Annotated in this window: 12 protein-coding genes and 1 tRNA gene; 2 read left to right on the forward strand and 11 right to left on the reverse strand. The window is 69.4% G+C overall.

Translation table 11 applies throughout. The annotated features are described in order from the left end of the window. Positions 1-23: 23 nt before the first annotated feature. A complete protein-coding gene (locus ACY34J_RS22880) occupies positions 24-827 on the forward strand; it encodes a DNA-formamidopyrimidine glycosylase family protein (protein WP_462728484.1) in 804 nt (267 codons plus the stop codon). 536 nt (positions 828-1,363) lie between these two features. Here ACY34J_RS22880 and ACY34J_RS22885 read toward each other — a convergent pair. The 9 genes from ACY34J_RS22885 to ACY34J_RS22925 form a co-directional block, all read right to left on the reverse strand. Further along, positions 1,364-1,840 (reverse strand): Dps family protein, encoded by a 477-nt coding sequence (locus tag ACY34J_RS22885; protein ID WP_462728486.1) that lies wholly within the window; start codon positions 1,838-1,840, stop codon positions 1,364-1,366. 154 nt (positions 1,841-1,994) lie between these two features. Continuing rightward, the gene (locus tag ACY34J_RS22890) at positions 1,995-2,375 is read right to left on the reverse strand and encodes a helix-turn-helix domain-containing protein (RefSeq protein ID WP_462728487.1); all 381 of its coding nucleotides are present in this window, start codon (positions 2,373-2,375) and stop codon (positions 1,995-1,997) included. Between the two features lie 109 nt (positions 2,376-2,484). Next, positions 2,485-3,000, reverse strand: coding sequence for a CinA family protein (locus ACY34J_RS22895; protein WP_462728488.1), 516 nt, complete (start codon positions 2,998-3,000; stop codon positions 2,485-2,487). Then, positions 2,997-3,680: a CDP-diacylglycerol--glycerol-3-phosphate 3-phosphatidyltransferase gene (pgsA, locus tag ACY34J_RS22900; RefSeq protein ID WP_462728489.1), complete on the reverse strand. Its 684-nt coding sequence runs from the start codon at positions 3,678-3,680 to the stop codon at positions 2,997-2,999. Before pgsA ends, ACY34J_RS22895 begins: the two co-directional genes overlap by 4 nt. Further along, on the reverse strand, positions 3,677-5,158 hold the full coding sequence (gene rimO / locus ACY34J_RS22905; RefSeq protein ID WP_462728490.1) for a 30S ribosomal protein S12 methylthiotransferase RimO: 1,482 nt from the start codon (positions 5,156-5,158) through the stop codon (positions 3,677-3,679). The genes pgsA and rimO overlap by 4 nt, the downstream gene beginning before the upstream one ends. Positions 5,159-5,266: 108 nt before the next feature. After that, entirely contained in the window at positions 5,267-6,103 is an 837-nt protein-coding gene (locus ACY34J_RS22910) for a helix-turn-helix domain-containing protein (protein ID WP_462728491.1), read from the reverse strand. A 202-nt stretch (positions 6,104-6,305) separates the two neighbouring features. After that, entirely contained in the window at positions 6,306-9,104 is a 2,799-nt protein-coding gene (locus ACY34J_RS22915; RefSeq protein WP_462728492.1) for a DNA translocase FtsK, read from the reverse strand. Between the two features lie 142 nt (positions 9,105-9,246). Continuing rightward, positions 9,247-9,903, reverse strand: coding sequence for a response regulator (locus tag ACY34J_RS22920; protein ID WP_462728493.1), 657 nt, complete (start codon positions 9,901-9,903; stop codon positions 9,247-9,249). A gap of 255 nt (positions 9,904-10,158) precedes the next feature. After that, the gene (locus ACY34J_RS22925; protein ID WP_462728494.1) at positions 10,159-15,648 is read right to left on the reverse strand and encodes a HAMP domain-containing protein; all 5,490 of its coding nucleotides are present in this window, start codon (positions 15,646-15,648) and stop codon (positions 10,159-10,161) included. A 500-nt stretch (positions 15,649-16,148) separates the two neighbouring features. On the opposite strand from ACY34J_RS22925, the gene ACY34J_RS22930 reads away from it, so the two are divergent. Next, positions 16,149-18,791 carry a SpoIIE family protein phosphatase gene (locus ACY34J_RS22930; RefSeq protein ID WP_462728495.1) on the forward strand — a complete coding sequence of 881 codons (2,643 nt, stop codon included), beginning with the start codon at positions 16,149-16,151 and terminating at the stop codon, positions 18,789-18,791. 71 nt (positions 18,792-18,862) lie between these two features. On the opposite strand, the gene ACY34J_RS22935 is transcribed toward ACY34J_RS22930, so the two are convergent. Both ACY34J_RS22935 and ACY34J_RS22940 read right to left on the reverse strand, forming a co-directional pair. Continuing rightward, a tRNA-Thr gene (locus ACY34J_RS22935) sits at positions 18,863-18,938 on the reverse strand. A gap of 64 nt (positions 18,939-19,002) precedes the next feature. Next, positions 19,003-19,680 carry a DegT/DnrJ/EryC1/StrS family aminotransferase gene (locus ACY34J_RS22940; protein ID WP_462728496.1) on the reverse strand — a complete coding sequence of 226 codons (678 nt, stop codon included), beginning with the start codon at positions 19,678-19,680 and terminating at the stop codon, positions 19,003-19,005. Positions 19,681-19,807 lie beyond the last annotated feature (127 nt).

Genomic DNA, 19,807 nt, shown 5'->3' on the forward strand with positions numbered 1-19,807 from the left:
GCGCCGGGCTGCATCATGGCTGCATGCCCGAAGGAGACACCGTCTGGCGGACCGCCCAGAAGCTGCACGAGGCCCTCTCGGACAAGGTCCTCGTCCGCTCTGATCTGCGCGTGCCCAAACTGGCCACCGTCGATCTGTCCGGTCGTCGGGTCGTCCAGGTCGTCCCCCGTGGCAAGCATCTGCTGACCCGTATCGAAGGCGGCCTGACCCTTCACTCCCATCTGCGGATGGACGGCGCCTGGTACCTCTACGCCGCGGGCGAGCGCTGGCGCGGCGGGCCGGAGCACCAGATCCGTGCCGTGCTGGCGACTCAGACCCGGGCCGCCGTCGGCTACCGCCTCCCCGTTCTGGACCTCCTGCGCACCGCGGACGAGTCCACCGTCGTGGGCCATCTCGGCCCCGATCCGCTCGGCCCGGACTGGGACCCGGACGAGGCACTGCGCCGACTGCTGGCAGATCCGTCGCGCCCCCTCGGTGAGGCGCTGCTCGACCAGCGCAACCTGGCCGGCCTCGGCAATGTGTACAAGTCCGAGCTGTGTTTCCTGCTCCGCTCCACCCCCTGGCTGCCGTTGGGCGAGGTGCCGTCTCCGGAGCGCCTGGTGGCCCTGGCCAAGCGGCTCCTGGAGGCCAACAAGTCCCGCACCGCCCGGATCACCACGGCCCACGCCCGCCCCGACCGCCGGCTGTGGGTGTACGGCCGGGCCGGCAGGTCCTGTCTGCGCTGTGGCGCGGCCGTACGCGTCGCCGACCAGGGAACCGCGGGCCAGGAGCGCACCACCTTCTGGTGCCCGAACTGCCAACGTGGCCCGGCCCCTGAGGGCTCATAGCCGTTACGGCTGCCGACAGCACCCGTCATTGACGACCCGTCACAGATCGGGCACTTCATCGTTCACAGCGGGCCGGAATCCCCTCCCGACCGGCGGAGTCGCGATGCCGTGGTCGTCGCGGTCGTGGCGCGCCACCAGGCCCTGGCGGCCGCGGCACGCCACCACGGCCCGTCACTCCTGCCCGCCTCACCGGCCCCGGTGTGCCTCCCGGGTCTCGTGGCCGACCGCGGAACGCAGTGCACGGGCAGCAGGCTCAGCCCCCAGCCACCGGCGGCCACGGCCACCTCCACCGGACCGGAGTGTGCGGGCTCCAGCGCCAGCCGCAGTACGGCTCCCCACCACACCCCGCCGAGAGCCGTAGTGACGGCCCAGCGAACCCTCCGATGGCCCCAGACGTCACGCCACGCCATGGCTGCCTCCTCCGGCCGACGCTAGACGGACGCAATCACGCCGCGGGAGGGCGTACAGAAGCGCGACGAGCGCCCGCCGTGACTGGCACACGCCGCGCTCCACCGCCCGCAGAACCGGTCAGGCCCCTACGCCGACACGTTCTCGGCCGCGAACATCCACCGGTGCTTCTCGAGGTCATGCGTGAGCCCGAGGAAGATGTCCTGCGAGACCAGGTCGGGCTCCTCCGTCGCCTTGATGCGCTCGCGCATCCGCGCGATCACGCCGTCCAGTGCGGCGACCATGCTCTGCACGGCGTCGGTGTCCTTGATCCATCCGTCCTTGACGTGGTCGACCCCGCTGCTCTTCGCCACAGTCTCGGCCCGCCCGTCCGGAGGGACGCCCAGCGCCGAAGCCCGCTCGGCCACCGTGTCCGAGTACGCGCGCGCGGTGGCGACAAGCTCGTCGAGCTGGAGGTGGATGGGGCGGAAGCGCGGACCGACTATGTTCCAGTGCACCTGCTTCGCCACCAAGGAGAGGTCGATCAGGTCCACCAACGCGCCCTGCAGTGTGTCAACAACGGTCCGGCGGTCCTCATCGGAGAGCGGGCTCTTCACCACAGACATCCCATTCCTCCTCTTCGTCCGAACAGTCCTTCTCCACCATCGCACACCCCTCCAGCACCAGGCATGCGGACGAATTCCAGGGCAGAGACGCCCGAGCCCCGGTCGGCGGTGCCGACCGGGGCTCGACGGAATGCTGTTCCGGCTGGGCTGACTGTCAGGCTGCGACGACGTCCACGGCCTCCGCAGGCGCCTTGATCACGCGCTCCTCCGGGACACCTGTCACGGACGTCACCGAGACCGAATTGAACATCGGCCGCATCGGTGCGGGTACCGGCTCGCTCGCCGCGGCCGACTGCGCCAGCTCGGCGAGCGACAGCTCGTCGCTCACCTCACGCATGACCTCGGACATCCGCACGTCCAACGCGTCACAGATCGCGGAGAGCAGCTCGGAGGATGCCTCCTTCTGCCCTCTCTCGACCTCCGAGAGATAGCCGAGGGAGACCCGCGCCGACGAGGAGACTTCGCGCAGGGTTCGGCCCTGGCGCTGGCGCTGCCGACGCAGCACGTCACCCAGCAGGCGACGGAGCAGAATCATCGGTGGCTCCCTCCTAGGACCTCGGATCCCGATCCTTCTCGCCCCACCGTACCGCCTTGGGCCGCGGCCGTGCGGGGAGCGATGATGTGTTCACTCAGGGCTGCAAACATCAAATCCCCCCGTGTTGTTCCGTATCCTGTGCCCGCTCATTTTCGATCAGTTCCCCCAGAAGCAGTCCGAGCGCCTCCTCGACGCTTTTCTTACGGATACCCGCTCTGTCTCCATCGAGCCTCAGCTCGCGCGTCGCGTTGCGGCCGCCAGGCCCTGCGACGGCCACATGGACCGTGCCGACCGGCTGTCCGTCCTGCGCTTCGGGCCCGGCGACCCCGGTGGTCGCGGCGCCCCAGTCGGCTCCCAGCAGCCGCCGTACGCCCTCGGCCATCTGCCGCGCGACCTCGGTGTCGACCGCCCCGCGTTCGGCGAGCAGGGCGCCGTCCACGCCCAGCACGGCGCGCTTCACCTCGGTCGCGTACGCCGTCACCGAGCCCTGGAAGACCCGGGAGGCCCCCGGCACACCGGTCAGCTCCGCGGACACCAGCCCGCCCGTGAGCGACTCGGCGACGGCGAGCGTCTGGCCACGCGCGACGAGCTGCTCCAGCACCTGGGCGGCCCGTGCGCCGGTCATCGCCCCGCGCCCCCAGCTGCCGCACGCCGCTGCTCCCGCTCCACGGCCAGGCCGGCCCTGCGCAGGGTGACGGCCTGCCGTACGTAGTCCAGGCCCGTCGCCACGGTCAGCACCACGGCGACCGCCATGACCCAGAACCGCAGACTGGCCAACGGCCCGGTCAGCGCCAGGATATACATCCCGACCGCCGCGCCCTGCGCGAGCGTCTTCATCTTGCCACCGCGGCTGGCCGGGATGACGCCATGCTTGATCACCCAGAACCGCATCAGCGTGATGCCGATCTCCCGGAAAAGGATCACGCCCGTCACCCACCAGGGCAGGTCGCCCAGGGCGGACAGACAGATCAGCGCGGCTCCCATGATCGCCTTGTCGGCGATCGGGTCGGCGATCTTCCCGAAGTCGGTGACCAGGTTGTACCGGCGGGCCAGATGCCCGTCGAACAGGTCGGTGATCATGGCGATCGCGAACGCCGAGAAGGCGAACGCCCGCCATGCCGGGTCGTACCCGCCATTGTGCAGCATCAGCAGGACAAACGCGGGCACAAGGAACAGCCGCAGCATGGTGAGGATGTTGGCGATGTTCCACAGCCCGGCCTGCTGGGCAGCCGGCGCCGAGATCCTGCCGCCGCGCGCGGGCACCCGTCCGGCACCGCCCGCCGCGGACGCGGGGGCCCCGTTCATCCGCCCGCCTCCTCACAACACGCCACGCCGGCCAACGGCTCGGCGACCAGGTCCACGCCTTCCGTCGCCACCACCTTGGCCTCGACCATCCGCCCGGGGGTGAGCCCCTCCCGGGCCGTGAGGATGGTCTGCCCGTCGGTCTCCGGCGCCTGGTGCGCGCCGCGCCCGACCGCACCGTCCTCGTCATCGTCGACCGACTCGACGAGCACATGGACGGTCTCGCCCAGCCGCTCCTCGGCGCGCTGCGCGGTCAGCTCCTCCGCCAGCTGCGAGATGTACGCCAGCCGCTCGGCGACGACGTCCTCATCCAGCTTGTTCTCGTAGGTCGCCGCCTCCGTGCCCTCCTCGTCGGAGTATCCGAAGACGCCGATGGCGTCCAGCCGCGCATGGCTCAGGAAGCGTTCCAACTCGGCGAGGTCCTCCTCGGTCTCGCCGGGGAAGCCGACGATGAAGTTCGATCGCACGCCCGCCTCCGGCGCCTTGGACCGGACCTGGTCGAGCAGTTCCAGAAAGCGGTCGGTGTCGCCGAAGCGGCGCATCGCGCGCAGCACGCCCGGCGCCGAGTGCTGGAAGGACAGGTCGAAGTACGGCGCCACCTTCGGCGTCGACGTCAGCACGTCGATCAGGCCGGGGCGCATCTCGGCGGGCTGGAGGTAGCTGACCCGGATCCGCTCGATGCCGTCGACCGCCGCCAGCTCCGGCAGCAGCGTCTCCAGCAGCCGGATGTCGCCGAGGTCCTTGCCGTACGAGGTGTTGTTCTCGGAGACCAGCATGACCTCCTTGACACCCTGCTCGGCGAGCCAGCGCGTCTCGGTGAGCACATCCGAGGGGCGGCGGGAGATGAACGAGCCGCGGAAGGACGGGATGGCGCAGAACGAGCAGCGCCGGTCGCAGCCCGAGGCGAGCTTCACCGAGGCCACCGGACTGGAGTCCAGGCGGCGGCGCAGCGGCGCCCGCGGCCCGGAGGCCGGGGCCACGCCCTCGGGCAGGTCTTCCGGCCCCTGGGGGAGGTCACCGTGGCCGGGCAGGGCGACGGCCGCTCCCTGCCGCTGCACCGGGCTGATCGGCAGCAGCTTGCGCCGGTCACGCGGCGTGTGCGGAGCGTGCACGCCCCCGGAGAGGATCGTCTGCAGGCGGTCGGAGATGTTGGCGTAGTCGTCGAAGCCGAGCACGCCGTCCGCCTCGGGCAGGGCGTCCGCGAGTTCCTTGCCGTACCGCTCCGCCATGCAGCCGACGGCGACGACGGCCTGGGTGCGGCCCTGTCCCTTGAGATCGTTGGCCTCGAGGAGGGCGTCGACGGAGTCCTTCTTCGCGGCCTCGACGAAGCCGCAGGTGTTGACGACGGCAACATCCGCGTCGGCGGCGTCCGGGACGAGATCCCAGCCATCCGCCGCCAGACGGCCTGCGAGCTCCTCCGAGTCCACCTCGTTACGGGCGCAGCCAAGAGTGACAAGAGCGACGGTACGGCGTTCGGGCATGAGCTCAGACTACTTTGTCCCGGCCGCGATCTTCGCTGCCAGGGTTCTCTCCTGCCCTTCGCCGGCTACCTTCTGGCTACCTCCCCAAGGTGCCCCAGGGCCGGCGTGTCAGCCCGCCTCAGGATCGCCCTTGGTGTAGCTCAGCCGCTGCACCTGCCCGGCTCCGCCCCGGTCGTGGATCTCCTTGCCGTTGACGTACAGCTGGACAGCCGCCGCGTTGCCCAGCACCAGATCGATCCGCTTCTCGTCGGTGAAGGTCTTGGAATCGCTCTGCTTGAGCACGCCTTCGTACAGCAGCCGGCCGCTGTGGTCCTTCGCCGAGATCCAGCTCGCTCCGTCGTCCGCGGTGAGCTTCACGGTGACCTTGTCCGCCGGTACTGCGGCGATGGCGCTGTCGGTCGGTTCGGGCTTCGGCGGGGCGGGCTTGCTGGAGCTCTTCGTCGGGCTGGGCTTCGCCGACGCGCCCGAGCCGTCCGCCGCGGCCTCGTGACCGCCGTTGTCGTTGCCGCTGAAGAGCGTGAAGCCGACGAATCCGATGACGGCGACGATCGCGGCGACCATCGCGGCGGTCCAGTTCGGGCGGATCGGTTCGGCCCGCACCCGCTCCGCCTCGAAGAGCGGCGCGACCGGCGTGGGCTCGGGCCGCCCGCCGTGCTCGGCGTCGTACTGCTCGACCAGCGCGGAGGGGTCCAGCCCGACAGCGCGCGCCAGCGTTCGGATGTGGCCCCGGGCATAGACATCGCCGCCGCAGCGCGTGAAGTCATCGTCCTCGATCCCCCGCACGAGGGGGACACGCACCCGTGTAGTGGAACTGACCTCCTCAACGGTCAGTCCGGCGTCGATACGGGCCTGCCTGAGGGCCTGACCGACCGAAGGTCGGTCATCGTGAACGGGGACGTCTTCGACGGAAGGCCGGTCGTCTTCGGGGGAGTTGCCGATGGACACGGGGGCGCCTTTCGAGCGTGTAGCCACCTGCTGGATGTTCAGTCTAGGGGTCCTGCGAAAGGGTGGGGCAACCGGGAGGACGAGGTTTGTACGCCATCGGGACGGTCACACCGTCCGATGGTCGCCTACCCACCTGTCGCCTCATTCAACTTGACGTGGCAACAGCGGAAACGGTTGCCCTCTACCTCTCAACAGTTGGCCCTTACGGGTGAGTCTCCCCCCTGATCACGGCGAGCACTCCGTCCAATTCATCCGGCTTTACGAGGACGTCGCGTGCTTTCGACCCCTCGCTCGGGCCGACCACTCCGCGCGACTCCATGAGATCCATCAGCCGGCCCGCCTTGGCGAAGCCGACCCGCAACTTGCGCTGCAGCATCGAGGTGGAGCCGAACTGGGTCGAGACCACCAGCTCCGCCGCCTGGCACAGCAGGTCCAGATCGTCGCCGATCTCCTCGTCGATCTCCTTCTTCTTCGCCGTCCCCACGGTGACGTCGTCGCGAAAGACCGGCGCCATCTGGTTCTTGCAGTGCTCGACGACCGCCTCGACCTCGACCTCGGTGACGAAGGCGCCCTGCATCCGGGTCGGTTTGCTGGCCCCCATCGGCAGGAAGAGGCCGTCGCCCTTGCCGATCAGCTTCTCGGCGCCGGGCTGGTCGAGGATGACCCGGCTGTCGGCGAGCGAGGAGGTGGCGAAGGCAAGCCGGGACGGCACGTTCGCCTTGATCAGACCGGTGACGACATCGACGCTGGGCCGCTGCGTCGCCAGCACCAGGTGGATGCCCGCGGCCCGCGCGAGCTGGGTGATCCGGACGATGGCGTCCTCCACATCGCGCGGCGCGACCATCATCAGATCGGCCAGCTCGTCAACGATCACCAGCAGATACGGGTACGGGGACAGCTCGCGCTCGCTGCCCTCGGGTGCGCTCACCTTGCCGCTGCGCACCGCAGCGTTGAAGTCGTCGATGTGCCGGAAGCCGTACGCCGCCAGATCGTCGTAGCGCAGGTCCATTTCGCGGACGACCCACTGCAGGGCCTCGGCGGCACGCTTGGGGTTGGTGATGATTGGTGTGACGAGATGTGGAATGCCCTCGTATGCGGTGAGTTCGACGCGTTTGGGGTCTACCAGCACCATCCGGACGTCGTCCGGCGTGGCGCGCACCATCACCGAGGTGATCAGGCAGTTGATGCAGGAGGACTTTCCAGAGCCGGTCGCGCCGGCCACCAGCACATGCGGCATCCTCGCCAGATTCGCCGTGACATAGCCGCCCTCGACGTCCTTGCCGAGCGCCACGAGCATCGGATGGTCGTCACCCACGGAGTCTGCCGACCGCAGCACATCGCCAAGATTCACCATCTCGCGGTCGCTGTTGGGGATCTCGATGCCGACCGCTGACTTGCCCGGGATCGGGCTGATGATGCGGACGTCCGGGCTGGCGACGGCGTAGGCGATGTTCTTGGTGAGGGCGGTGATCCGCTCGACCTTGACCGCCGGGCCGAGCTCGACCTCGTACCGGGTGACCGTCGGGCCCCGGGTGAAGCCGGTGACGCGGGCGTCGACCTTGAACTCGGAGAAGACGGTGGTCAGTGAGTTCACCACGGCGTCGTTCGCGGCACTGCGCGTCCTGCCCGGGCCGCCGCGCTCCAGAAGGTCGAGCGAGGGCAGCGCGTAGGTGATGTCTCCGGCCAGCTGCAACTGCTCGGCACGCGGCGGCAGCACAGATCCGGGCTCCGGCGCGGCCTTGGTCAGATCGGGCACGGGCGCACCTGCGCCGGGAGGCTCGGCGGCCTTGGCTTCCGATGTGGGGGCCTTGGCCGTCCCCGCGTCGGCCGCGGTGTCCGTCCGCGCGCCGCGCGCTGTGGCCACGGCGCCCGACCGCTCCGCGGCAGAGATCCCATGGCTGAGCCCCGCCACGAGCGGGGAAGGCTGTACGCCGTGCAGGACGGCGCCGTCCAGCGCCGCGGCAGCGGCCGCCGCCACGTCCACGGCGTCCATCGGCCGGTCCGGCACCGGTTCCACAGACGCCGACGAGGGAACGGAGGTCCGACGCGTACGGCGTCGCCGGGCGAGCGCCTGCTCCTCGGCCCGGTCCGGGTCGAGGCCGTCGGCGGCCTCGGTACCGCTCCGCGGGCGGCGGGCAGACCCCTCGCGCCAGTCGTCCGCGTACTCCTCGCCCTGCCCGCCCGTATCCCCGGGAGCCGCCGAGTCGTCCACCAGCCCGAGCTTGGACCACAGCAGCCGCAGCCGCTGCGGGATCGCGTTGACCGGGGTCGCGGTGACCACCAGCAGCCCGAAGATCGTGAGGAGGACCAGCAGCGGTACGGCCAGCACCTCGCCGACCGTGAACAGCAGCGGCCTGGAGACGGCCCAGCCGATCAGCCCGCCCGCATCCTTGATCGCCTCGATGCCCTCACCACGGCCGGGTGCGCCGCACGCCAGATGCACCTGGCCGAGGACTCCGATCACCAGCGCGGAAAGCCCGATGACGATCCGTCCGTTCGCCTCCGGCTTCTCCGGGTGGCGGATGAGCCGTACGGCGATGGCGCCTACGAGGAGCGGCACCAGCAGATCGAGGCGGCCGAACGCCCCCGTCACCAGCAGCTCGACGAGGTCGCCGACGGGGCCGCGCAGATTGGACCAGGTGCCGGCCGCGACCACCAGCATGATGCCGAGCAGAAGCAGCGCGAGCCCGTCCTTGCGGTGGGCCGGGTCGAGGCCCTTCGCACCGCGCCCTATGCCACGGAGCATGGCACCGACCGTGTGCGCGAGGCCGAGCCACACGGCGCGGGTGAGGCGGTAGATACCCCCGGTCGGGGACGGCGCGGGCCTGGCGGCGGCCTTCTTGGCAGCCGCCTTCCGCGCGGACGTCTTCTTGGCCGGAGCCTTCTTCGCGGGCGCCTTCTTGGCGGGCGCCTTCTTCGCGGCGCTCCCGCTACGGCCGGCGCGCGGTTTCGAGGTGCCCGCCGTGCCCTGGGAACCCTTGCCGGACGTACGTGAGGCCATGGTGCCGAGGTTACCCGCGTGGGCCGTACGGGACAGCTGTGCCCACCCGTTAACCCTTTCGTGTCGCGCTCATGCGGGCCATGGTGACGTCGCGTCAACCTGGTGCGTACCGGTCGGCCCGGGGCTGGTTCCCGGAGCCGGTTCAGGAACCGGAGTCCGTACCCGGCTCCAGCGCGTCCAGCGCCCGCCGCAGCCCGGTGAGTTTGCGCTCCAGATGCGCCGCCGTGGCCACGGCGGCCGCGTCCCCCGACTCGTTCAGCTGCTTGGACAGCGCCTCGGCCTGCTCCTCCACCGCGGCGAGCCGCGCCGACAGCTCCGCCAGCACCCCGGCGGACTCCTTCGCCGCGCCCGGCACCGCCTGGCCGGACTCCAACTGCAGCCGCAGCAGCCCCGCCTGCTCACGCAGCTGGCAGTTCTTCATGTAGAGCTCGACGAAGACGGAGACCTTCGCGCGCAGCACCCATGGGTCGAACGGCTTGGAGATGTAGTCCACCGCGCCCGCCGCATAGCCGCGGAAGGTGTGGTGCGGTCCATGGTTGATGGCCGTGAGGAAGATGATCGGGATATCACGGGTGCGCTCGCGCCGCTTGATGTGCGCGGCGGTCTCAAAGCCATCCATGCCCGGCATCTGGACATCCAGCAGGATGACCGCGAAGTCATCCGTCAGCAGCGCCTTGAGCGCTTCCTCCCCTGACGATGCCCGCACCAGCGTCTGATCGAGCGCGGAGAGAATGGCCTCCAACGCCAGCAGATTCTCCGGCCGGTCATCGACCAGGAGGATCTTGGCCTTCTGCACCATGCCCCGTCCTCCTCGTCCCGGCTTTGGGTCACCCCAGCTTGATGCGCCGGGGGAAGCACCGGGCGCCGCCCCAGGGGACGACTCCCTTGCGCCGTCCGTCCTTGTGCCGGTCATGGTAGCCGCACCCCACCTGTCGCCACACCCTGTCACCGCGATGTCACTGTGCACGTACCGGAAACGCGGTCAGGGACCAGAAGGTTCCCCCGATGCTTCCCCGGAGAGCACGCTTCCACACGCACTATTTCCGTCCGCCCCTCACTCGGCGACCCGCCGCATCCATTCCGCCATGACCTGCAGCAGATGGTCGGTATCGACCGGCTTGGTGACGTAGTCGGAAGCGCCGGACTCGATGCTCTTCTCCCGATCGCCCTTCATCGCCTTGGCGGTAAGGGCGATGATGGGCAGTCCGGCGAACTGCGGCATCCGGCGAATCGCCGCCGTTGTCGCGTAACCGTCCATCTCGGGCATCATGATGTCCATCAGAACGACCGCCACATCCTCGTGCTGCTCCAGGACTTCGATGCCCTCGCGGCCGTTCTCGGCGTACAGCACCGACAGCCCGTGCTGCTCCAGCACGCTGGTGAGCGCGAAGACGTTACGGATGTCGTCATCGACAATCAGCACCTTCTCGCCGTGGAACCCGCCCTCGAAGCCACGCTCCACCAGGTCCTGGCCGGTACCGAGCCACACGTCCTCAGAGCCCTCCGCGCGGTCGGCGCCGCCACCCCGGCCGGGCGCCGCGGGCCGCTGCTCCACCGCCCGAGAGGGCCTGCGGCGGCGCCCCAGCGCCCCGGCCCCGCTCCGCGGCGCCGGCTCGTCGACCGGCTCCTCGGCGGCGGGCTCCGGCATGGTCAGGGCCTGCTCGGCAGTGAGCGCGAGCGCGCGTACGGGACCGCCGGCGGTCAACTGCGGGTAGCCCTGCGGCGGCAGCTCTCCGGGGTTCAGCGGCAGGTACAGGGTGAACGTGGAGCCGCGGCCGGGCTCGCTGGCCGCGTGGATCTCCCCGCCCAGCAGCCGGGCGATCTCCCGGCTGATGGACAGTCCCAGACCCGTACCGCCGTACTTCCGGCTGGTCGTGCCGTCGGCCTGCTTGAACGCCTCGAAGATCACCCGCATCTTGCTGGCCGCGATGCCGATGCCGGTGTCAGTGACCGAGAAGGCGATCATCTCGGCGTCGGGGTCGCTGAGCGAGCCGTGCTCCAGCAGCTGCTCCCGGATGGCGTTCGGCACATCGTGCCCAGCCGGCCGGATGACCAGCTCCACGGCACCGCTGTCGGTGAACTTCACCGCGTTCGACAGCAGGTTGCGCAGCACCTGCAGCAGCCGCTGCTCGTCGGTGTGCAGAGTGGCGGGCAGCTCCGGCGAGACCCGCACGGAGAAGTCCAGGCCCTTCTCCGCGGTGAGCGGCCGGAACGTCGCCTCGACGTAGTCCACGAGCTGAACCAGCGCGATACGGGTCGGGCTGACGTCCATCTTGCCCGCCTCGACCTTCGACAGGTCCAGGATGTCGTTGATCAGCTGCAGCAGGTCCGAGCCCGCGCCGTGGATGGTCTCGGCGAACTCCACCTGCTTCGGGGAGAGGTTGCCGTCGGCATTGTCGGCGAGCAGCTTGGCCAGGATGAGCAGCGAGTTGAGCGGGGTGCGCAGCTCGTGCGACATGTTGGCCAGGAACTCGGACTTGTAGCGCATGGAGACGGCGAGTTGCTCGGCGCGCTCCTCCAGGACCTGCCGGGCCTCCTCGATCTCGGTGTTCTTCACCTCGATGTCACGATTCTGCCGGGCGAGGAGCTCGGCCTTCTCCTCCAGTTCGGCGTTGGACGCCTGGAGGGCCTTCTGCCGGTTCTCCAGCTCTGCCGAGCGCTCGCGCAGCTGCTCGGTCAGCTCCTGCGACTGCTTGAGCAGCACCTCGGTCTTGGTGTTGACGCTGATGGTGTTGACGCTCGTCGCGATCATCTCGGCGATCTGGTTGAGGAAGTCCTTCTGGATTTGCGTAAAGGGCTGGAAGGAGGCCAGCTCGATCACACCGAGGACCTTGGCCTCGAACAGCACGGGAAGGACGATCACATGGGCCGGGGGCGCCTCGCCGAGGCCGGAGGAGATCTTCAGATAGCCGGGCGGCACGTTGTCCACCAGGATCGTGCGCTTCTCCTCCGCGGCGGTGCCGATCAGCGACTCACCCGGCCGGAAGGTCGTGGGCATCGAGCTGCGCGAGTAGCCGTACGAGCCCGTCAGGCGCAGCTCGAAGGACCCGTCCTCGGGGGAGGCGCCGACGTCCGTGCTGTCGCCGGTCGGCGTCGCCAGGAAGAACGCGCCGTGCTGTGCGGAGACCACCGGGGTCAGCTCGCTCATGATCAGGCGGGCGACGTCCTGGAGGTCGCGGCGGCCCTGCATCAGACCGGAGATACGGGCGAGGTTGCCCTTGAGCCAGTCCTGTTCCTTGTTGGCGAGCGTGGTCTCGCGCAGGGTGGCGATCATCGTGTTGATGTTGTCCTGGAGTTCCAGGATCTCGCCCGCGGCATCCACGTCGATCTTGAGGTTGAGGTCGCCGCGGGTCACGGCGGCGGCGACCGCCGCGATCGCGCGCACCTGGCGGGTCAGGTTGCCCGCCATCTCGTTCACCGACTCGGTGAGGTCCTGCCAGGTACCGGCCACGTCACGTACGCGCGCCTGGCCGCCCAGGATGCCCTCGGTGCCCACCTCGCGGGCCACCCGGGTCACCTGCTCGGCGAAGGAGGACAGCTGATCCACCATCGTGTTGATGGTGGTCTTCAGCTCGAGGATCTCGCCGCGGGCGTCCACGTCGATCTTCTTCGTCAGATCACCCTTGGCGACCGCGGTGGTGACCATCGCGATGTTGCGCACCTGGCCGGTCAGGTTGGAGGCCATCGAGTTCACGGACTCGGTGAGGTCCTTCCACGTGCCGGACACGCCCGGTACGCGCGCCTGACCGCCGAGGATGCCCTCGGTGCCCACCTCGCGGGCGACTCGGGTCACCTCGTCCGCGAAGGACGACAGCGTCGTCACCATCGTGTTGACGGTGTCGGCGAGTTGTGCGACCTCACCACGCGCCTCGACCGTCACCTTCTTCGTCAGATCGCCGTTGGCGACGGCGGTCGAGACCTGGGCGATGTTGCGCACCTGTGTGGTCAGGTTCGACGCCATCAGGTTGACGTTGTCGGTCAGGTCCTTCCAGATGCCCGAGACGTCAGGCACTCGCGCCTGACCGCCCAGCTGGCCTTCCGTACCCACCTCGCGGGCCACCCGCGTAACCTGCTCGGCGAACGAGGACAGCTGGTCGACCATGGTGTTCACGGTGGTGACGAGTGCGAGGATCTCGCCCTTCGCATCGACCGTGATCTTCTTCGACAGGTCGCCCTGGGCGACCGCGGTCGTCACTTCGGCGATGTTGCGCACCTGCGAGGTGAGGTTGTTCGCCATGAAGTTGACGGACTGGGTGAGGTCCTTCCAGGTGCCGGAGACGCCCTGCACCTCCGCCTGACCGCCGAGCATGCCCTCGGTGCCCACCTCGCGGGCCACTCTCGTCACCTGGTCGGCGAAGGAGGAGAGCTGGTCCACCATGGTGTTGAGGGTGTTCTTCAGCTCCAGAATCTCGCCGCGCGCATCCACGTCGATCTTCTGCGACAGGTCACCGCGCGCCACCGCCGTCGCGACCTGCGCGATGTTACGGACCTGGGCGGTGAGGTTGCTCGCCATGCCGTTCACGGAGTCGGTCAGATCGCGCCACACACCGGCGACGCCGGGCACCTGCGCCTGACCGCCCAATCGGCCTTCCGTGCCCACCTCGCGGGCGACTCTGGTCACTTGCTCGGCGAATGCCGAGAGCTGGTCGACCATCGTGTTGATGGTGTTCTTCAGCTCCAGGATCTCGCCGCGGGCGTCGACCTCGATCTTCTGCGACAGGTCACCGCGCGCCACAGCGGTCGTCACCTGCGCGATCTGCCGCACCTGCGAGGTGAGGTTCCCGGCCATGAAGTTGACGGAGTCGGTGAGGTCCTTCCAGGTGCCGGACACACCGTCCACCCGCGCCTGACCGCCCAGCCGGCCCTCCGTACCCACGTCACGCGCCATGCGCGTCACCTGGTCGGCGAACGACGACAGCTGGTCCACCATGGTGTTCACGGTGTTCTTCAGCTGGAGCATCTCGCCGGAGACATCCACGGTGACCTTCTGCGACAGATCACCATTCGCCACCGCCGTCGTCACCTGCGCGATGTTGCGCACCTGCCCGGTGAGGTTGCGGAAGGCCGTGTTCACCGAGTCCGTCAGGTCCTTCCAGGTGCCCGCCGCACCCGGCACCTGCGCCTGACCGCCGAGCTCACCCTCCACGCCGATCTCCCGCGCCACACGGGTCACTTCGGCACCGAAGGCGGACAGCTGGTCCACCATCGTGTTCACGGTGTTCTTCAGCTCGAGCATCTCGCCGGAGACATCCACGGTGACCTTCTGCGACAGATCACCATTCGCCACCGCCGTCGTCACCTGCGCAATGTCCCGGACCTGCGCGGTGAGGTTACGGAACGCGGTGTTCACCGAGTCCGTCAGGTCCTTCCACGTACCCGCCGCACCCGGCACCTGCGCCTGACCGCCGAGCAGACCCTCCGCGCCGACCTCGTTGGCGACCCGTGTCACCTCGTCCGCGAAGGTGCGCAGCGTCTCCGTCATCGTGTTGATGGTGTCGGCGAGCTGCGCGACCTCGCCGCGCGCGCTCACCGTGACCTTCTGCGACAGGTCGCCGTTGGCGACCGCCGTCGTCACCTGAGCGATCCCCCGCACCTGAGCGGTCAGATTGCCCGCCATGAGGTTGACGGAGTCGGTGAGGTCCTTCCATACGCCGGCAACGCCCGGCACCTTCGCCTGGCCGCCCAGCTCGCCCTCGGTGCCCACTTCCCGCGCGACTCGGGTCACCTCGGAGGAGAACGAGGAGAGCTGGTCCACCATCGTGTTGACGGTGTTCTTCAGCTCCAGCATCTCGCCGGCCACATGGACGGTGACCTTGCGGGACAGATCCCCCTTGGCGACCGCGGTCGTCACCAGCGCGATGTCCCGGACCTGCGCGGTCAGCCGGTACGCCATGGTGTTGACGGAATCTGTCAGATCCTTCCAAGAACCAGACATTCCACGGACTTTGGCCTGACCGCCGAGCTTGCCCTCGGTGCCGACTTCGCTGGCCACCCGGGTCACTTCATCGGTGAACGCCGACAGTTGATCGACAAGCCCGTTGACCGTACGGCCCACCTTCAGGAACTCACCCCGCAGCGGGTGGGCGGATCCGTCAGCGCCAAGCGCCCGCAGATCCATCCGCTGCTCGAGGTCACCCTCGGCGACCGCCGACAGCACCCGGCCCACCTCGGACACGGGCCGTACGAGATCGTCGACGAGCGCGTTGGACGCGTCGATCGCGGCCGCCCAGGAGCCTTCGCAGGCGCCCGTCTCGAGCCGCTCGGTCAGCTTGCCCTCGCGGCCGACCACCCGGCGGACCCGCGCGAGCTCACCCGTCAGGTGCAGGTTACGGTCGGCAACCTCGTTGAACACCGCGGCGATCTCGGACATCACGCCTTCGCCCGACACCGTGAGCCGCTTGCGGAAGTTCCCGTCCCGCATGGCCACCAGCGCGGAGAGCAATCGGTTCAGCGCCGCCGTATCCACTTCAGTCGTCCCGTTGCTACGGGATCGGCCGCCCTTCGCGCGCGTGCTTGCGCCCCGCGCCGCTGCGCCAGACTCCACCGTGTCCCTCCCGCAGGGTCGACTGTTCTACCCGGGCCTTCTGTGAAGGCCTTCCCAGTCTTTCACTGATGCTCGCGGCCCCGCCTAACAGTCGCGGCTCAGATATACGTTGTTCGACTGCCACTTCACACTCACTCGCCGTAGCCTTCCCGTGTCGGCGTGTGAACCCAAAAGCGCACAACGGCACGATGCCGTGGATACGGTGGCAGAGCACCGAATCAAATCGGAGACACCGCAGCGGCTGCCTGAAGAACATGCCATTGCGGCGTGGGTGGCTGTCAACCTGTTCTTGCCGAGGTCAGCCTCCCGTGGACGTGGAAGGTTGCGCCACAGCCAGTGGCGGCCGAGTCGGACGGAACTCAACGCCGCACCGCCCCTCACTGTCCGCCACCACACGGTCTAACCTGGCATCGGCTGTCGTCAGCCCCTCGGGGCGTGTGACGGCACGGACCGGTTGGGCAGGTACCCGGGGGGACGACGAGACCTTGATGAGGAGTTCAGTGATCACCGCGCGTGCAGCGGGCACATTCGAGCCGGTCGGACGCTCAGTCGCCGCCGCCCGCGCCTTCGTCCGGGACACGCTGCAGGGCTGGGGCTTCTCAGACATCGTCGACGACGCCGTCGTCCTCACCAGCGAACTGGTCACCAACGCCGTGGTGCACGCCGGCACCGCCGCCGATGTGCTCTGTCTCCGTTCGGACAGCGGCGTACGCGTCGAGGTGGCCGACCGCTATCCCGAGCGTGAACTCCCGCTGCACAAGAGCAGTTGCCACATCGCCGCCCCTGACCGGGAGGGCGGCCGCGGCCTGCTGCTGTGCGGCGCGCTCGCCAACCGCTGGGGCGTGGAGTACACCGCCACCCACAAACGCGTCTGGTTCCATCTCGACCTCGCCGAGCGGCCCGCCGGCACCCGCTCCGCCGGTCCCGCCCTCCCCACCGACGCTCTGCCCGTCGCCGACTCCCGGGTGCGCGTGGCCGTCGTGCAGATCGATCGCGGCGGAGCCATCAGCTCCTGGAGCGACGACGCTCAGGTTATTTTCGGCTACCCGGCGGACCAGGTCGTCGGCAAGCCCTTCACCGATCTCGCCGCCTGGCCGCACACCCCGGGCACCGGCACAGGCATCGCCGAGGCCCTGCAGCTGTCCCGCTGGGAGGGCTCGTACGGCATCCGCAGCGTGGACGGCCGGGTCGTACCCGTCTACGGCTCCCACCTCCGCGTCCGCGATGCCGACGGCGAGCCGTCCACCGTCTGCCTGCTGGTCCGCGACCACGAACGGGCAGTGCTGCAATCCTCGCCGCGCGCGTCGTCGGGTGACAGCGCCACGGCGACCGGCGAGGGCCGGGGACCGGCAGCGGATCCGTTCGAGGTGTTCATCGGCTCCCCGGCCCCCGACGACCTCGACGGGCTGCTGCAGCGCACGGTCGAGCGCGCCCGCGACATGCTCGACGGCGACGCCGCGTATCTGCTGCTCGCCACGGACGACGAGACCGAGCTGGAGGTACGTGCCTCCACCGGCCTGCCCTCGGCCCGCCAGCGCTTCGCACGCGTCCCGGTCGAGGCCGGCACGGGGCGCTACGGCTCCGCCCGGATGCCCGCCGTTCACGAGGACCTCACCGTCGTCCCCGGCGCCGTACCGCTCCTGGCCGGCACCGGCATGCGCTCGGTGGTCACCGTCCCGCTCAAGGTCGAGGGCCGGCTCACGGGCTCGCTCGGTGTCGCCGCCGAAGCCCCCGGCCGCTACACCAACGAAGAGGCCCTGCGGCTGCAGTTCGCCGCCGACCGCATCGCGCTCGCCGTCGAACGCGCCCGCCTCACCGAGTTGGAGCGCCTGCGCCGCGGCTCCCTGTCGTTCCTCGTCGAGGCGTCCGATCTGCTCGCCGGCACCCTCGACCGCAACCAGACGCTGGCGCTCATGGCCCAGATGACGGTCCCGACCCTCGCCACCTGGTGCGCCGTCTACACCGTCGCCGACCCGTCCTCCGAACCCGAACTGTCCTACGTTCTGCACGAGGACGAGGACCGCATCGACGGGCTCAAGACGCTGCTGTCCAAGCTGGATCCGCCGGACCCGGTGCCCACCCCGGGCGCCCGGGTGTGGGCCGCGCCCGGGGACGCCGCGCACTCGGCCGCGATCCGCTCCTCGCTGCGCGACCTGGGTCTCGAGGACACCGCCGACCTCACCGTGGGCCCCGGCCCGTCACTGGCCACCGCCTCGGCGGTTGGCGGCGAGACGGTCGTACTGCCGCTGGTGGCCCGTAACCGCGTCATCGGCATGCTGTGCCTTGGCAGGCCCGCCGAGGAGCACTTCCGCCAGGAGATCCTGGAGCTGGCCGAGGACCTTTCCCGGCGGTCCGCACTCGCCCTCGACAATGCGCGGCTGTACTCGGAACGCACGGCCATCAGCCAGTCCCTGCAGCGCAGCCTCCTTCCGCCCGAGCTTCCCGAGGTCTCCGGCGTCGAGGTCGAGGTCATCTACCGCGCGGCGGGCGAAGGCAACGAGGTGGGCGGCGACTTCTACGACCTCTTCCCGATCCGCGACGGCGCCTACGGCTTCGCGATCGGCGATGTGTGCGGTACCGGCCCGGAGGCCGCCGCGGTGACCGGCCTGGCCCGGCATGCCCTGCGCCTGCTGGCACGTGAGGGATTCTCCGGCCCGGCCGTACTGCAGCGGCTCAACGCGGCGATCCTCGACGAGGGCGCCCGCAGCCGCTTCCTCACGCTGCTGTACGGCGAACTGTGGCCGCAGGAGGACGGCAGCGCGGTCCTCAAGGTGGTCTGTGCGGGCCATCCGCTGCCCCTGCGCCTGCGGCAGGACGGCACCGTTGAGCCGGCCGCCGAACCTCAGCCGCTGCTCGGTGTGATGGAGGACTTGGAGCTGTACGAGCAGACGGTGACGCTCGACCCCGGCGATGTCCTGCTGTGCGTCACCGACGGCGTGACCGAGCGCCGGGAGGGCACTCGCATGCTCGGCGACGACGGTCTGATGGACGTGCTGACGATGTGTACGGGCCTGACGGCCGGCGCGGTCGCCGCGCGCATTCTGCGAGCCGTGGAGCGTTTCGCCGCGGAGCCGGCGTCCGACGACATGGCGATCCTGGCCATGCGCGTCCCGGAGCCGCACAACGAGGAGAACGGCGTCTGATCCGGGCACGCTGTGGGCTGCGTGCCCACATACGCCAAAGGCCCCCGCTATATCCCGGGGGCCTCGGTGTGTGGAGCCCCAATACGGAATCGAACCGTAGACCTTCTCCTTACCATGGAGACGCTCTGCCGACTGAGCTATTGGGGCGCGGCAACGCGATAGATCATACCCGAACTTGCATGCGCTCCTGACCACCGGCACCTGGCGGAATTCAAGCGGGCTGCAGCAGACCACCGAGCGCGTTGCAGACTGAGGCCACCCTCTGCACCTCCCGCCTGGTCATCCGGGCGTCTATGGGCAGCGCAAGGCACTCGTCAGCGGCGCGCTCGGTCTCCGGCAGCCACACCTCCCGCCGGAACTGAGGCATCCGGTGTACGGGAGTCTGTACCGGCACGCTGCAGCGAACTCCCTTGGCCCGCAAGGTCCGAGCGAAGGCGTCCCGGTCCGGCCGGCCATTCCCAGGCACGCGCACCACGTACTGGTGGAAGAGGTGCGCGGAGCCCGGCTTTATGCGCGGGGTGACGACGTCTGTGAGGCGCCGAGTGAGATACGCGGCGTGGGCCTGACGTATCGCCGTCTCGGAGGGCGAAGTCCGGAATTCCTCGTACTCGGCCACGAACAGCCCGTGCTGGTCCGCGAGTTTCCGTATGCGTATGAGGTCCGCTCGGTGCCCGAAGCGGTGTACGGGCACGACGGCGGCCGTGCGGGGCGTCAACGCTGACTCGACCGCGGCGGGGTCGATACAGAAGCTGTCCGGCTCGATGTCGACGAAGACCGGCATGCCACCGCTCCTCCGCACGGCGTCAGCGACGTCGACGGTTGCGTACGACGGCACGACCACCTCGTCGCCGGCGCCGACCCCCGCGCCGGTCAGCGCTCCCCGAAGCATCTCTGCAGGATGACCCAGTCCCATGACACGGATGGTGCCCACGCAATGTGAACACCAAGTGGCGTACAGCACAACATAAGAAAGCCCTGCCGGGAACCGAAGTTCCCAGCAGGGCTTTCCATAAAAC

The sequence above is a fragment of the Streptomyces sp. HSS9-12 genome (genome assembly GCF_054963655.1).